The organism is Reichenbachiella sp. (assembly GCF_039944555.1).
Taxonomy (GTDB): Bacteria; Bacteroidota; Bacteroidia; order Cytophagales; family Cyclobacteriaceae; genus Reichenbachiella.
In genome coordinates this window covers 430,648-444,172 of the sequence record NZ_JBDUYN010000008.1, presented here as the reverse complement: position 1 = coordinate 444,172, position 13,525 = coordinate 430,648, and the positions used below count along the sequence as shown (strand labels likewise).

Sequence of the window (13,525 nt, the reverse complement as noted above, 5' to 3'; positions counted from 1 at the left end):
TTCTAAGCTCTGAAGTCAATCTTTCTCATTCGAACCGAAAGTGGCGTCACTTCCACATACTCATCTTTATTGATGTATTCCAAAGCCTCTTCCAATGAGAATTTTTTGGGAGGAGCAATCTTCATACTCGCATCAGTACCTGATTTTCTCATGTTGGTCAATTGCTTGCCTTTTTGAATGTTCACGGCCAGATCGTTGGAACGAGAATGCTCACCAATAACTTGCCCTACATACAACTCATCTCCGGGAGCAACGAAGAAAATACCTCTGTCTTGAAGTTTGTCGATAGAGTAAGAAGTGCCAGGGCCGGTTTCCATAGAAACTAAAGACCCATTCAATCTCTCTGGAATATCACCTTTATATGGTTCGTAGCCATTGAATCTATGAGTCATTACAGCTTCTCCAGCAGTAGCTGTCAATACTTGATTTCTTAAGCCAATCAAACCTCTTGCCGGAATATTGAATTCCAAGTGCTGCACATCCCCTTTAGGCTCCATAATGGTCAGTTCACCCTTTCTTTTAGTGACTAACTCAATGGCCTTTCCAGATACATCTTCTGGAACATCGATTACCAAATGCTCAATAGGTTCATGTTTTTGGCCCTCAATGTCTTTATAGATCACTTGTGGCTGACCTACCTGTAGTTCATACCCCTCTCTTCTCATGGTTTCAATCAGCACAGATAAGTGAAGTACACCACGTCCATAAACCAAGAATTTATCTTCGCTATCAGTAGTTTCTACTCGGAGTGCAAGATTCTTTTCGATCTCTTTCATCAATCGATCTCTCAAGTGTCTTGAGGTCACAAATTTTCCTTCTTTACCAAAGAAAGGCGAGTTGTTGATTGTGAAAAGCATGTTCATAGTTGGCTCATCGACACCCACTCTATCTAGTGGTTCTGGATTGTCGAAATCGGTAATGGTATCACCGATTTCGAAATTATCGATACCAGTAACTGCACAGATGTCTCCGCATTCGACCTTGTCAACACTTCTCTTGCCCAAACCTTCGAATACATGTAATTCTTTGATTCTAACACGTTTAACAGTGTCATCTTTCTTAGTCAATCCAAGACTTTGTCCAACCGCAATTGATCCCTGATGAATTCTGCCAATCGCAATTCTTCCCGTAAATGAAGAGAAATCCAAAGACGTAATCTTCATTCTCAGTACACCTTCGTTTTGCTCTGGAGCAGGTATAGTCTCAAGTATTGTATCAAGTAACGGTTCTAAGTTGTCAGTTTCGTTTTTCCAATCATGACTCATCCATCCATTCTTAGATGAACCGTACAAGGTTGGAAAGTCCAATTGGTCTTCAGTAGCCTCTAGGTTAAACATTAAGTCAAACACTTCCTCATGTACTTCGTCCGGACGACAGTTTTCTTTATCAACTTTGTTAACTACTACGATAGGCTTCAGGCCAAGACCAAGAGCCTTGCTCAGCACAAATCTGGTTTGCGGCATAGCACCTTCAAATGCATCTACTAGTAGAATTACACCATCAGCCATACTCAAGACCCGTTCTACTTCACCACCAAAATCGGCGTGACCAGGAGTATCAATAATGTTGATTTTTGTACCCTTGTAGTTTACAGATACATTTTTCGAAAGAATGGTGATACCACGCTCTCTTTCAAGATCATTTGAATCGAGGATCAACTCGTTATTGTCCTGTGTGCGCTTTGCGTCATTTGCCTGAGCAGCATAAATGATCTTGTCGACCAGGGTAGTTTTGCCATGGTCAACGTGTGCTATGATAGCAACGTTTCTGATTTCTGTCATCCTTCTAAAAATTAAAGCGCAAAATTACGTCTAATAAATGAGAAGAACAGGACTTGAGTCATTAATTCACATTTAATAAATTAAAGCCTAAAGTTCTTCTAAATCACTATCTAGCGTATTGGTAAGAATTGGGGCAATAATTCTATTCTTAGGGAGTACGTTTTCAGAATCATTTTCTTGAGTTGTCACTTCTGATGACGTCTTTGGGGTAGCATCATCGCTTTTCTCTTGTACGATCGCAGCTTGGGCGGCCTTAGACAATTCATCAGGATTACCTACTGTTACATTCCAATACGGATCGAGCAGATCGTAGTATTTATTATTGTATTGGGTGAGCATGATCTTGACTGCGTAGTTCAATCTGTTGAGGGCATCTGTTTGGTAGTCTTTGCGATTCATCGGATGAAAAATAAAAAACTTAATCACTGGAAATGCTTTTTTTCGAAGATCACCCAATATCGAAGTAATACGAATTTCGCCAGCATCATTTTCGGCTTTGATACGATCCAAAGCTTCCTTACAGAAGGAAGCCAACCCATTCAATAAGTCAAAATAGGGCCAAACATCCCCATTTTGCTCTTTTTTCATTTCTTCTACATAGTCCTCACAAAAAACTTTGAGGATGTTGAGTTGAGGAATGCATAATGCAGGTTGCGTGTAAACGTTGGGTTGCCAGAGTATTTCACGGAAAGTAAAGATAGATGGAAGGAGCTCCGTATCGTAGTTTTCTTCTTTCTTCAGATTTAGAATATCTTCAGATTTTAGGTGTGAAATGGTAATTTTTCCAGCCATTAATTCATAGATCCATTGTTCGCCCTCTTTGGCAGTCTTTGGCTTGGGAGCCAACTCCATAAATTCCCAAATTTCGTTTAGATCAATTTTCATAAATTCAGTTTATCACTACCACTGTGCCAAACAAATATATCCTAAAGCAGGTAAAATCCTTCTTTAATATACGATTTTGAGCGATTTGGGACGAATAGGTAATTGTATCTTTTTGTTGACTATGATTGATTTGCCGTCAATAGGCACTTTCAGATTATCAGGGCTGATCTTAAAGGTTTTGAAAGCGGTGGCCTACGATATTTAGGTTAATTAGATGTTTTTTTTGAATTTAGTGTATTTGACCAGAATACAAATTAGGCTTGATCAAGGTTTTCTTGAATCAGACTTTCTCGGTTGATTGATGTGTCATTTCCAGAAATTGGATTAATAGATAACTGAAACCCGCTATTTGTTCATGTGATAGGAAGGCGTAAATTTATGATGCTATGAGTTCAGCTTTTTATACTTAAAGTAAAAAAAGAGCGAAGTCAACTAACGAAATATAACAATTATTAATTTGTAATTACAATATATGTAACAACATATAAATATTTACGTTAGGATAGAATTATGAGTGTAGAGATAGTCAGTAAGCATCATCAAGCTCAAGGAGCATTTGATTTTGGCAGAATTAGAGAAAATAAGCCGATTGGATTTCCTCATGAAAATGGCGGAATGAATTCGATGTCGAACATTTTTTATTGGGCGCATGCTTGGTCAGATGTAGGAGGATTAATTGATACTCATCCTCATCAAGGGTTTGAGATCATGTCTTATGTGTTGGATGGTCAGCTTTCGCATTATGATACAAAATATGATAGATGGCTAGGGTTAGATACAGGTGATGCTCAGGTCATCAGAGCAGGTAACGGTATTTCACACGCAGAGAAGGTATTGCCAGGAGGTAATTTTTTCCAAATCTGGTTTGATCCGGATTTAAGTAAATCATTAAAAAAAGAAGCTTCATACACTGATATCAAACAAAAAGATTTTCCGATTGAAAAACTTGAATACGGTACAGTCAAGACTATAGTTGGTGCAGAGTCACCACTTCAACTTGATACAGAAGGGATCTGCGTTAGAGACCTGACCGATATTAGGAAAGGTAACTGGTCTATGCCGTTAAGCAAGGAATCGGTATACAGCGTGTACGTGTTGGAAGGAGGTGGACAGACGGATTACGGCACACTGACCAAGGATGATTTTTTGGTGGTCAAGAATGAAGACCTCTTGAGTATAAATTTTGGATCTGACTCGAGGTTATTCATTATTGAATCTCCAGCGAAAGTGTCATATCTTACTTATGCAGAAGGACAAGGCATAATGGCCTAAAAAGAGGAGCTGATACTTGAATCAGCTCCTCTTTTTAAGGTTATCTAAATTATCCTCTTGATCCTCCAAAGGTAAAGGCAAGGCCTAGACCAATGATATTTTTAAATTGCCACTTATCGGTAGAACTTATTACGTCTCCATTGGCATCCAACTCTTCAAACTTAATATCATAATCATAGATGATCTGATTATAGATGTTCGCAGAAAGCACGTTGTTGATTTTCATCACCAACACATTTTCCCAGTTCACATCTATTTTCTCAGGGTTGTCCATGTAATTTGAGAACAACAGCAGGTTTGAAGTGAACGTACCATTGGTGAAAATTTCTTTATTGAATGTAGCTTTCAAACTACCGCCAAGTTCTGTTCTGGTTTTGCTATTTGGGTCTACCCCAAAAGCACCGGCTGCAGAAAGTTCATCATCATTTACAAATGTAAACTTACCGGTAACTGGGCTTATCGCAACACTAAAATATTTGCTCGGCCTCCAGTCTATACCCAGAGAAGCCATCAGGTATCCGGGAGCCATGAATTTCGAAATCGGATTTTCATTGTTCACATCGTCAGCGCTAAAACCCTTGGCAAATTGAGTTCTGAAATCGAGCGTTGCATTGAAATACCATTTATCGGAGGAAAAAATTTTCTTCCCATAGCTTGATATTAAAACTAATCTGTCGTCAGATTTTCTTTGTTTGGATTCGGCTTCTTTGATCCAACCCATGCCCATGTCAATTGTATTTTGCCATAGCACATCTTCTTTCTGATAGTCAAATATGTACTTAAAATTCACTGCACCAGCTATGGAACTCGAACCACCGGCGGACCAGTTAGTTAATGAGGCCTGAGTAAAGGTGGCACCAAAGGTGCCTCCCTTATTCCAGTAAGTGGTGTCTGTTTGTGAATAGGATATGGCAGGTAATATAAGAAGGACTGCTAGCAGGAGCTTTTTCATTACTTGGTTTTTAGGGGTCATTGATTTAAAGCACGCAAAATTATAACAATTCTATAGATTGCAGGGTATTTATATTTACTCGTAATTGTTTGTTTTTGCGTCCTGTTCTTTCAACACCCTTCGCAATATTTTTCCAACATTGGATTTAGGTAGTTCATCCACAAACTCTACGTGCTTCGGACATTTGTATCCAGTTAGTATTTCATGTGCATGATTCTTTAATTCTTCAACAGTTAGCGAATCGTCTTTTTTTACTACAAAAATTTTAACCGCTTCTGTAGATTTTTTATCCGGCACTCCAATGGCTCCAACTTCCAGGACCTTCTCATGCCTGGCAATGGCATCTTCTACTTCATTCGGATAGACATTAAATCCGGAAACCAAGATCATTTCTTTTTTTCTGTCCACGATCTTAATGAAACCATCATCGTCGATAACGGCAATATCCCCGGTTTTGAACCATTCTCCATTCATTACTTGGGTGGTGTCGTCAGGCCTTTGCCAATAGCCTTTCATTACCTGTGGGCCTTTTGCGCAAAGTTCTCCAGGCTCACCATGCTTCATCTCATTGCCATCGTCGTCGAGCATTTTTATTTCCGTGCTTGGAATAGGTAATCCTATTGTCCCGGTTCTGTCAGTACCATCCAATGGATTAATTGTTAGTACAGGTGAAGTTTCCGTCAGTCCGTAACCTTCTGCCAAAGAGGCTCCAGTTACCTTTAGCCATTTTTCGGCAACCACTTTTTGTACTGCCATACCACCTCCGAAGGCCACTTTGAGTTTTGAGAAGTCTAGCTTTTCAAAATTGGGTTGATTAAGAAGGCCATTAAAAAGGGTATTAACACCAGTGATTACCGAAAATTTGTGCTTACTCAATTCTTTGACGAATCCCGGCATATCTCTTGGGTTTGTAATTAAAATGTTCTTTGCTCCAAGTTTGAACATCACCAAGCAATTACAGGTAAGAGCGAATACATGATAGAGAGGTAATGCCGTTATAACCTCTTCTTTACCTTCTTTGAGCATGATACTCATCCAGGCACACACCTGTTCCAAATTGGAAACTAGGTTCCTATGTGTCAGCATCGCACCTTTCGATACGCCAGTAGTTCCACCTGTATATTGTAGGAAGGCTATGTCGTCTCCGCTCAATTCGACCTTTTTAAAAACTGCTTGACTCCCAAGTTTTAAGGCCTGATTAAACTTGATGGCTTTTGGTAAAGAAAAGGGAGGTACCATTTTCTTGATCCGCTTTACCACAAAGTTGGTTATTACTTTTTTGGCTCCTCCGAGTAAATCGCCAATTTCTGTAGTTACTACTGTTTCAATGGTGGTTTCGGATATTATTCGTTCCAAATTGCAGGCAAAATTTTCCAGTATAACGATGGCCTTTGCACCTGAATCATTGAATTGGTGCTTCATTTCACCGGAGGTGTATAATGGATTGGTGTTTACCACAACAAACCCACATTTAAGGGCAGCGAACATAGCGATTGGATATTGAATTAGATTCGGCATTTGAATAGCTATGCGATCGCCTTTTTCCAATTTGGTATGTGTTTGTAGGTAGCAGGCAAACTGATTTACTTGCTCTTGAAATTCTGAATAACTCAGGCACTTACCCATGTTTTCGATGGCAGGAAGGTGGGCGTATTTTTCAAACCCAATCTCAAAAAGATCAGCCAGAGATGAGTACTGTTCGGGATTGATGGTTTGAGGAATTCCTTTAGGGTAATGTTGAAACCAGGTATGCGTAGCCATGTTGTATTGTTAATTCACAAAGTTAACTTTCATTTTGCACCAAATGAAGATTTAAAAATCTTCTAAAGATGCTCAATGAGATGGGAATTATCAAAAATGTAGGGGCTCCTTTTAATAAAAAACGTTATAAATGAAAAAAGTCTGGAAAACCAGACTCTTTCATTAAACAACATTAACCCAAAAATGATAGCTGTAGGAGAAGGATTCGAACCTTCACGGAGTGGTTAGTCTCAATTGCTCAAGATTTGTCCCAGTTCCCCACCCCCGAGAGAGGAGGGCATGGCTGCCTGTTTCATCACCCTACAGTATAAAACAAAAGAACGTTTTTTTGTTTGTTTTGATAGTTCAAAGGTAGTAAATCGAACCTGATATTGAAAATTTTTCATTAAAACAGTTAAAAAAATACATTATTATCACTATTTTGCTATTTGAATTAATAATATCATAATTTTAAGTGTTAAATATTGGGCTTTATTGCGAAAAATGCATTGGAATAAAGAAATAGGGGTAAAAAACATTGATTCCGGCATTATAGAGGTGTAAATGAAAAAAGTCTGGAAAACCAGACTCTTTCATTAAACAACATTAACCCAAAAATGATAGCTGTAGGAGAAGGATTCGAACCTTCACGGAGTAGTTAGTCGCAAGGAGCGATTTATCCAAAATCTCCACCCCCGAGATAGGAGGGCATGGCTGCCTGTTTCATCACCCTACAGTATAAAACAAAGGATCTTTTTTCGTTTGTTTTGATAATGTAAAATTAAGAAAAGGACTGATATATTAAAAATATCACATAAAAAAGACAAAAAATTTACATATTATTTAATAAATTATTAATATTGTTGAATAATTACTAAAATCAGTATAGAATCATGCCAAAAAATTATGAAATTGATGAAGTGGATTTGAAAATCCTTTCCCATTTGATGCTGGATGCTAAAACACCTTATACTGAAATTGCTAAAAAGGTCTATGTATCTGGAGGCACAGTCCATGTAAGAATGAAAAAAATGGAAGAGCTTGGAGTTGTAAAAGGTACGACACTCCAGCTGGATTATTCAAAGTTGGGTTTTGATGTGACTTGCTTTTTAGGAATATATCTTCAAAAGAGCTCTTTATATGATATCGTTGTAGAGAAGTTGAAGGACATTCCTGAGATTGTGAAAATTCATTACACGACTGGTAACTATAACATCTTCATTAAGATTCATTGCCGTGATACGAATCACTTGCGAGAAGTATTGCATGATAAAATTCAAAAAGTCGACGGAATTGATCGTACAGAAACATTCATTTCGCTCGATGAGAGCATGAGCCGTCCTATTCAATTGGGATAATAATCATCCTTTATCTATTGTGATTTGAGTTAAGGCTGTTAATTTTGGCTCAAACAGCCCAATGATGAAAAAAGCCCAAATCGGAAATAATACGTACGACATCGAACGCCATCAGGATGAATTATTAATTGATGGACAACCCTTTAAGTTTGATCTTGCTCAGATCGGGAATGGAGATTTTCATTTTTTGGTCAATAATAAATCATATCAGGCGAAGGTTCTCTCGGCCAATAAAGAAGAAAAGACAGTAGATGTCAAGGTGAATAACACTCCATATACGATTAGTGTAAAAGACAACCTTGATTTGCTTCTTGCGAAGCTGGGAATGGAATCCTCTAGTCAAACAGGAACAAAAGATATCAAGGCACCCATGCCGGGTTTAATATTGGAGGTACTTGTTCAATCGGGTCAGGAGGTAAAAAAAGGCGACCACTTAATGATTCTTGAAGCGATGAAGATGGAAAATGTAATCAAATGCCCTGCTGATGGAGTAGTTAGTGAACTCTGTGCTGGTAAAGGCGAAAGTGTGGAGAAAGGAAAAATTTTACTTTCATTATAAATTCCACGTGTCAAATTCCCTCTTATCTTTGTGAAATTTTTGTTTAACATGCAAATCACAAACCATCGATGAAGTATAAAAGAATATTGTTGAAGCTAAGTGGGGAGGCTCTTATGGGAGACAACCAATATGGCATTGATGCTTCCAGACTTGAGCAATATGTAAATGAGATTAAGGAAGTCAAAGAGCTTGGTGTAGAAATAGCTATCGTAATCGGTGGTGGTAACATTTTTAGAGGTGTTCAAGCTGAAAGTTCCGGAATAGACAGGGTGCAAGGTGATTACATGGGAATGCTGGCTACGGTTATCAATGCGATGGCATTACAGTCTGCATTGGAAAAAACAGGGTTATATACTCGACTCATGTCGGGTATTAAAATTGAAGAAGTTTGTGAGCCATTTATAAAGAGGAGAGCGGTGCGTCATCTTGAAAAGGGGAGAATTGTAATTTTTGGCGCAGGAATTGGCAACCCGTACTTTACAACAGACTCAACTGCCAGTTTGCGAGCTATAGAAATGGAGGCGGGTGTAGTACTCAAGGGTACCCGTGTAGATGGAGTCTACTCTGCAGATCCTGAAAAGGATCCAAAAGCTACCAGATTTCCAAAGATTAGTTTTCAGGAAGTATATGAAAAAGGATTGAATGTGATGGATATGACAGCATTTACCCTATGTCAAGAGAACAATCTCCCCATCATTGTCTTTGACATGAACAAAAAAGGAAACTTAAAATCTATTGTTACAGGTGAAGAGGTTGGAACACTAATCTCCTAACTTGATTTTTATGATAATCATTATATTTGAAAGAATCGTTTGAATAAATATTAACAGTCATGGAAGAAATTGAAATGTATTTGGAAGAGGCCAAAGAATTGATGGACAATTCTGTAAAACATTTTCAGCAGGAACTCTTAAAAATTAGGGCAGGAAAAGCGATGCCTAACATGTTAGACGGCCTGATGGTAGAATATTATGGTGCCATGACTCCAATTAATCAGGTTGCATCAGTTAGTACACCTGATGCTCGGACGCTTTCAATTAAGCCCTTTGAAAAAAGTATTATTGGCGAAATAGAGAAGGCCATAATTAATAGCGATTTGGGTCTCAATCCACAAAACGACGGAGAGCAAATTCGAATCAATATTCCACCATTGACAGAAGAGCGAAGGATCAACCTAATGAAACAGGTAAAGGCCGAGGCAGAAAACGGGAAAATTAGTGTTCGTAATGTGAGAAAGGAAACGAATGACTCCTTAAAGGCGCTAATTAAAGAGGGTGTATCAGAGGATGCTGTGAAGGGAGCAGAAGGTGATGTTCAAAAGCTTACGGACCAACATGTGGTAAAAATCGATGAGTTGGTGCTGGCTAAAGAGAAGGAAATAATGACAATTTAAGTTATAGGAAGAATTTTTTTCTTTCAATAAATTCTTCTACTTCTGTGGGTACTAGATATTTGATCGAGTACCCATTTTTTATTTTGGAGCGGATGAAGGTTGCTGAAATGTTGAGTAATGGAGCCTCAATAAAATGAATCCTGTCTGATAACTCTATTTGAGGGTCACTGCTGTTTGGGCGAGGATATACAAGTAATTCATGGTGATCAAGAATAGTCTGAAAGTTTCTCCATTTATGAAACGACGAGAGATTATCTCCTCCTATAATTAGCGCAAATTCTTTGTCTTTATGTTTCTCGCTCAGAACAGCTAAAGTGTGAGCTGTATAATTAGGTTTGGGAAGATTAAACTCAATGTCTGAGGCTCTAAATTTAGGATTATCAGCAATGGCGGCACTCACCATATCCAGACGATCAAACTCGTGGAGTAGATTGTTGTTTTTTTTGAACGGATTTTGGGGGCTCACAACAAACCACAATTCATCAATGAATCCACTATCCAGCATAGTCTGAGCAATGATCATGTGGCCGATATGAATAGGGTTGAATGAACCGAAAAAAAGTCCGACTTTCATAAATCTAATGTAGCACTTATTTCAAAAAGTCAGTAATCAGTTTTTCAGCATTCACAAATGATTCATCGAGTCTATCGTTTATCAAAGTGACATCAAATTTGTTTTCGAACGACATTTCGAATTTTGCTTTATAAAGTCTCCTAGAAAGGCTAGCCTCATCCTCCGTTCCCCGATCCTTGAGGCGCTCGGCTAATATTTCCATGTCCTTGACTTTCACGAAAATTGAAAGAGCATCTTCTCCGAAATATTGTTTTAGACTTATTCCGCCCTTAACATCTACATCAAATATTACGTGCCGTCCTTCAGACCAGATTCTTTCTATTTCTGACTTTAGCGTTCCATAAAAATTTCCTTCATAGACTTCTTCCCATTCGACAAATTCATCTTGATCTATCTTTTTCTTGAATTCTTCAGGGCTTAGAAAGTGATAGTCTTTACCGTTAGTTTCTGCTCGGCCTCTTTTGTCTCTTGTAGAGGCTGAGATTGAAAATTCGATATTCGGAAATTTAGAGAGAATGTGCTTTACAATGGTGGTTTTTCCAGATCCAGAGGGAGCTGAAAATATAATTGCCTTGCCTTTTTGCATGTACTAAGCGGATTTTGCGATTTTAGATCTGATAGATTCAGCAAGTCCAATAGGTACTTCTTTGCTTGCCAATTTCAATTGCAAAACTTTTTTTAGTTCTTGATCCAGATTGTATTTCTCAAGACATTTAAGGCATATGTTCAAGTGTCTCTTTAAATAAACTTCTTGGGACCGCTGGGCTTCTCCGTCTATTACCAACTGAATCAAATCAATATACTCCGTACATTTAGCCATGCCCGTTCGGAGTTTTATTTCGCGTACCAATTTTTTTAAGCTCACAATCGCCGCAAATTTAATTATTAATATCCCATGCTTTGCGCATAGGCCTGTAATTTTTCTTTCAACAAGTTTCTGGCCCGGTGAAGCCTGGATCTTACTGTCCCTATCGGGATATCTAATATTTTGGCCATCTCCTCATAGGTAAATCCTTCAAGATCACAAAGTATAATTACGGTTCTGAAATCAACATCCAAAGATGCCAATGCTGTAGATATCTCATCACCAATGAGATTTTTTACAGTGTCAATTCGTAAATCGGTAGTGATTGATTTCTGAGTTCCCTCAGAGTTATAGTACCCCTCTACTTCCTGATAATCAACTTTCGATGGCTGTTTACTTTTCTTTCGAAAATCATTAATGAAACTGTTTTTCATGATTCTGAACAACCACGCTTTTGCATTAGTTCCCTGGTGAAAGGAATTAATAAAGCGATAGGACTTCATGAAAGTGTCCTGTACAAGATCTTTAGCATCATCTTCATCATAGGTGAGCCGATGCGCAAAATTGTACATCGCATGAATGTTGGGCATAAATTCTTCATTGAAGATTTTATCCTTCACACTCGAGGAATAGTTATTCTTGGTTGAAGATTCTTCCATTGGTTTTGATTGAAGTTCAAATATATGTATGAACACACAATCCTACGTTCTTAAATTTATACGGTTTTGCTGAGTTAATAAATTATTTGGGCGACTTAACTCAAATTAAAAATAAAAAAGGCCACTTGATATCGCAAACTGCGAGGTAAAGTGGCCTTTCAGGATGATTTCCATTTAGTGGAAATTTAGTATCTGTAATATTCCGGTTTATAGGGGCCTTCTACTGTTACGCCAATATATTCAGCCTGCTCTTCACTTAGTTCATCCAGCTCAACACCAATTTTAGATAAATGTAATCGAGCTACCTTTTCATCTAAGTGCTTAGGAAGCATGTATACTTTGTTCTCGTAAGCGTCAGTGTTTGTCCATAGCTCTAGTTGAGCTAAAGTTTGGTTTGTAAAGGAGTTAGACATGACAAACGATGGATGGCCTGTCGCACAGCCTAAGTTCACTAACCTTCCTTCAGCCAGTAAAATGATTTCTTTACCGTTTAAATCATAAAGGTCAACCTGTGGCTTGATCTCAGTCTTCTTGGCATTAGAGTTTAGCCATGCCACATCAATTTCATTGTCAAAATGACCAATGTTACAAACAATGGTTTTGTCCTTCATTTTACTAAAATGACGACCCACGATAATGTCCTTATTTCCAGTTGTGGTAACTACAATGTCAGCTTCATCAACCGCGTTGTCCATTTTTTTCACCTCAAAACCATCCATAGCGGCCTGTAATGCGCATATTGGATCAATTTCGGTAACTATTACACGGGCACCAGCTCCTCTCAATGAGGCAGCAGACCCTTTTCCTACGTCACCATATCCTGCAACTAAGGCAACTTTTCCAGCCATCATCACGTCAGTAGCACGTCTGATTGCATCTACTAGTGACTCTTTACAACCATACTTGTTGTCAAATTTGGACTTTGTCACAGAGTCATTAACATTAATTGCCGGCATTGGTAATGTCCCGTTCTCTTCTCTTTCCTGAAGTCTATGAACACCGGTCGTTGTTTCTTCTGATAACCCTTTAATATCTTTTACTAATTCAGGATATTTGTCAAGAACCATATTGGTCAAGTCACCTCCGTCATCTAAGATCATGTTCAAAGGTTTGCCACCCTCAAATGCGAACAGTGTTTGTTCGATACACCAATCAAACTCCTGATCGTTCATTCCTTTCCATGCGTATACAGGTATGTCAGCTTTAGCTATAGCAGCAGCAGCATGATCTTGCGTTGAAAAGATATTACATGATGACCACGTAACCTCAGCTCCTAGCTTAATTAAAGTTTCTATAAGCACTGCAGTTTGGATGGTCATATGCAGGCATCCTGCTATTCTTGCACCGGCTAGCGGTTTGCTATCTCCATATTCTTCTCTTAGAGACATTAATCCTGGCATTTCTGCTTCTGCCAATCGGATTTCTTTTCGGCCCCAGTCAGCCAGGTCTATATTTTTAACCTTGAATTTTGATGCTGTGTCTATCATTTTACTTTTTTTGCAATTTGCGTCCGCAAAGTTAATGGAATTAATGATGACGTAAAAATA

14 protein-coding genes are annotated in these 13,525 nt (G+C 38.4%); 5 read left to right on the top strand and 9 right to left on the bottom strand.

Annotated features, from left to right (window positions below):
* Positions 1-2: 2 nt before the first annotated feature.
* Together typA and ABJD64_RS15545 are read right to left on the bottom strand one after the other, a co-directional pair.
* The gene (gene typA / locus ABJD64_RS15550) at positions 3-1,781 is read right to left on the bottom strand and encodes a translational GTPase TypA (RefSeq protein WP_348183142.1); all 1,779 of its coding nucleotides are present in this window, start codon (positions 1,779-1,781) and stop codon (positions 3-5) included.
* 87 nt (positions 1,782-1,868) lie between these two features.
* Positions 1,869-2,666: a hypothetical protein gene (locus ABJD64_RS15545; protein ID WP_348183140.1), complete on the bottom strand. Its 798-nt coding sequence runs from the start codon at positions 2,664-2,666 to the stop codon at positions 1,869-1,871.
* A 510-nt stretch (positions 2,667-3,176) separates the two neighbouring features.
* On the opposite strand from ABJD64_RS15545, the gene ABJD64_RS15540 reads away from it, so the two are divergent.
* On the top strand, positions 3,177-3,938 hold the full coding sequence (locus tag ABJD64_RS15540) for a pirin family protein (protein WP_348183138.1): 762 nt from the start codon (positions 3,177-3,179) through the stop codon (positions 3,936-3,938).
* A gap of 49 nt (positions 3,939-3,987) precedes the next feature.
* Here ABJD64_RS15540 and ABJD64_RS15535 read toward each other — a convergent pair whose 3' ends face one another.
* Complete coding sequence (locus ABJD64_RS15535; RefSeq protein WP_348183136.1) at positions 3,988-4,890, bottom strand: DUF3078 domain-containing protein; 903 nt, start codon at positions 4,888-4,890, stop codon at positions 3,988-3,990.
* Between the two features lie 75 nt (positions 4,891-4,965).
* A complete protein-coding gene (locus ABJD64_RS15530; RefSeq protein WP_348183134.1) occupies positions 4,966-6,651 on the bottom strand; it encodes an AMP-binding protein in 1,686 nt (561 codons plus the stop codon).
* Between the two features lie 872 nt (positions 6,652-7,523).
* Between ABJD64_RS15530 and ABJD64_RS15525 the strand changes: the two genes are divergently transcribed.
* The 4 genes from ABJD64_RS15525 (at position 7,524) to frr (ending at position 9,940) form a co-directional block, all read left to right on the top strand.
* Positions 7,524-7,988, top strand: coding sequence for an Lrp/AsnC ligand binding domain-containing protein (locus tag ABJD64_RS15525; protein ID WP_348183132.1), 465 nt, complete (start codon positions 7,524-7,526; stop codon positions 7,986-7,988).
* 61 nt (positions 7,989-8,049) lie between these two features.
* Positions 8,050-8,547, top strand: coding sequence for a biotin/lipoyl-containing protein (locus ABJD64_RS15520; RefSeq protein WP_348183130.1), 498 nt, complete (start codon positions 8,050-8,052; stop codon positions 8,545-8,547).
* A gap of 68 nt (positions 8,548-8,615) precedes the next feature.
* Positions 8,616-9,320 carry a UMP kinase gene (pyrH, locus tag ABJD64_RS15515; protein WP_348183128.1) on the top strand — a complete coding sequence of 235 codons (705 nt, stop codon included), beginning with the start codon at positions 8,616-8,618 and terminating at the stop codon, positions 9,318-9,320.
* A 59-nt stretch (positions 9,321-9,379) separates the two neighbouring features.
* Entirely contained in the window at positions 9,380-9,940 is a 561-nt protein-coding gene (gene frr / locus ABJD64_RS15510; protein WP_348183126.1) for a ribosome recycling factor, read from the top strand.
* A 1-nt stretch (position 9,941) separates the two neighbouring features.
* Here the strand turns inward: frr and nadD are convergent, their stop codons facing one another.
* From nadD to ahcY, 5 genes are all read right to left on the bottom strand, one after another.
* Positions 9,942-10,514, bottom strand: coding sequence for a nicotinate (nicotinamide) nucleotide adenylyltransferase (gene nadD, locus ABJD64_RS15505; RefSeq protein WP_348183125.1), 573 nt, complete (start codon positions 10,512-10,514; stop codon positions 9,942-9,944).
* A 16-nt stretch (positions 10,515-10,530) separates the two neighbouring features.
* Positions 10,531-11,100 carry a guanylate kinase gene (gene gmk / locus ABJD64_RS15500; protein ID WP_348183123.1) on the bottom strand — a complete coding sequence of 190 codons (570 nt, stop codon included), beginning with the start codon at positions 11,098-11,100 and terminating at the stop codon, positions 10,531-10,533.
* 3 nt (positions 11,101-11,103) lie between these two features.
* Complete coding sequence (locus ABJD64_RS15495; protein WP_348183121.1) at positions 11,104-11,379, bottom strand: hypothetical protein; 276 nt, start codon at positions 11,377-11,379, stop codon at positions 11,104-11,106.
* 20 nt (positions 11,380-11,399) lie between these two features.
* Positions 11,400-11,978: a sigma-70 family RNA polymerase sigma factor gene (locus tag ABJD64_RS15490; RefSeq protein ID WP_348183119.1), complete on the bottom strand. Its 579-nt coding sequence runs from the start codon at positions 11,976-11,978 to the stop codon at positions 11,400-11,402.
* Between the two features lie 185 nt (positions 11,979-12,163).
* Positions 12,164-13,465 carry an adenosylhomocysteinase gene (gene ahcY / locus ABJD64_RS15485; protein WP_348183117.1) on the bottom strand — a complete coding sequence of 434 codons (1,302 nt, stop codon included), beginning with the start codon at positions 13,463-13,465 and terminating at the stop codon, positions 12,164-12,166.
* Positions 13,466-13,525 lie beyond the last annotated feature (60 nt).

Coding starts and splice junctions, on each gene's coding strand:
- typA (WP_348183142.1), bottom strand. CDS start 1,781: ATGACAGAAATCAGAAACGTTGCTATCATAGCACACGTTGACCATGGC.
- nadD (WP_348183125.1), bottom strand. CDS start 10,514: ATGAAAGTCGGACTTTTTTTCGGTTCATTCAACCCTATTCATATCGGC.
- ABJD64_RS15490 (WP_348183119.1), bottom strand. CDS start 11,978: ATGGAAGAATCTTCAACCAAGAATAACTATTCCTCGAGTGTGAAGGAT.
- ahcY (WP_348183117.1), bottom strand. CDS start 13,465: ATGATAGACACAGCATCAAAATTCAAGGTTAAAAATATAGACCTGGCT.
- frr (WP_348183126.1), top strand. CDS start 9,380: ATGGAAGAAATTGAAATGTATTTGGAAGAGGCCAAAGAATTGATGGAC.
- ABJD64_RS15535 (WP_348183136.1), bottom strand. CDS start 4,890: ATGAAAAAGCTCCTGCTAGCAGTCCTTCTTATATTACCTGCCATATCC.
- pyrH (WP_348183128.1), top strand. CDS start 8,616: ATGAAGTATAAAAGAATATTGTTGAAGCTAAGTGGGGAGGCTCTTATG.
- ABJD64_RS15530 (WP_348183134.1), bottom strand. CDS start 6,651: ATGGCTACGCATACCTGGTTTCAACATTACCCTAAAGGAATTCCTCAA.
- ABJD64_RS15540 (WP_348183138.1), top strand. CDS start 3,177: ATGAGTGTAGAGATAGTCAGTAAGCATCATCAAGCTCAAGGAGCATTT.
- ABJD64_RS15520 (WP_348183130.1), top strand. CDS start 8,050: ATGATGAAAAAAGCCCAAATCGGAAATAATACGTACGACATCGAACGC.
- ABJD64_RS15525 (WP_348183132.1), top strand. CDS start 7,524: ATGCCAAAAAATTATGAAATTGATGAAGTGGATTTGAAAATCCTTTCC.
- ABJD64_RS15545 (WP_348183140.1), bottom strand. CDS start 2,666: ATGAAAATTGATCTAAACGAAATTTGGGAATTTATGGAGTTGGCTCCC.
- gmk (WP_348183123.1), bottom strand. CDS start 11,100: ATGCAAAAAGGCAAGGCAATTATATTTTCAGCTCCCTCTGGATCTGGA.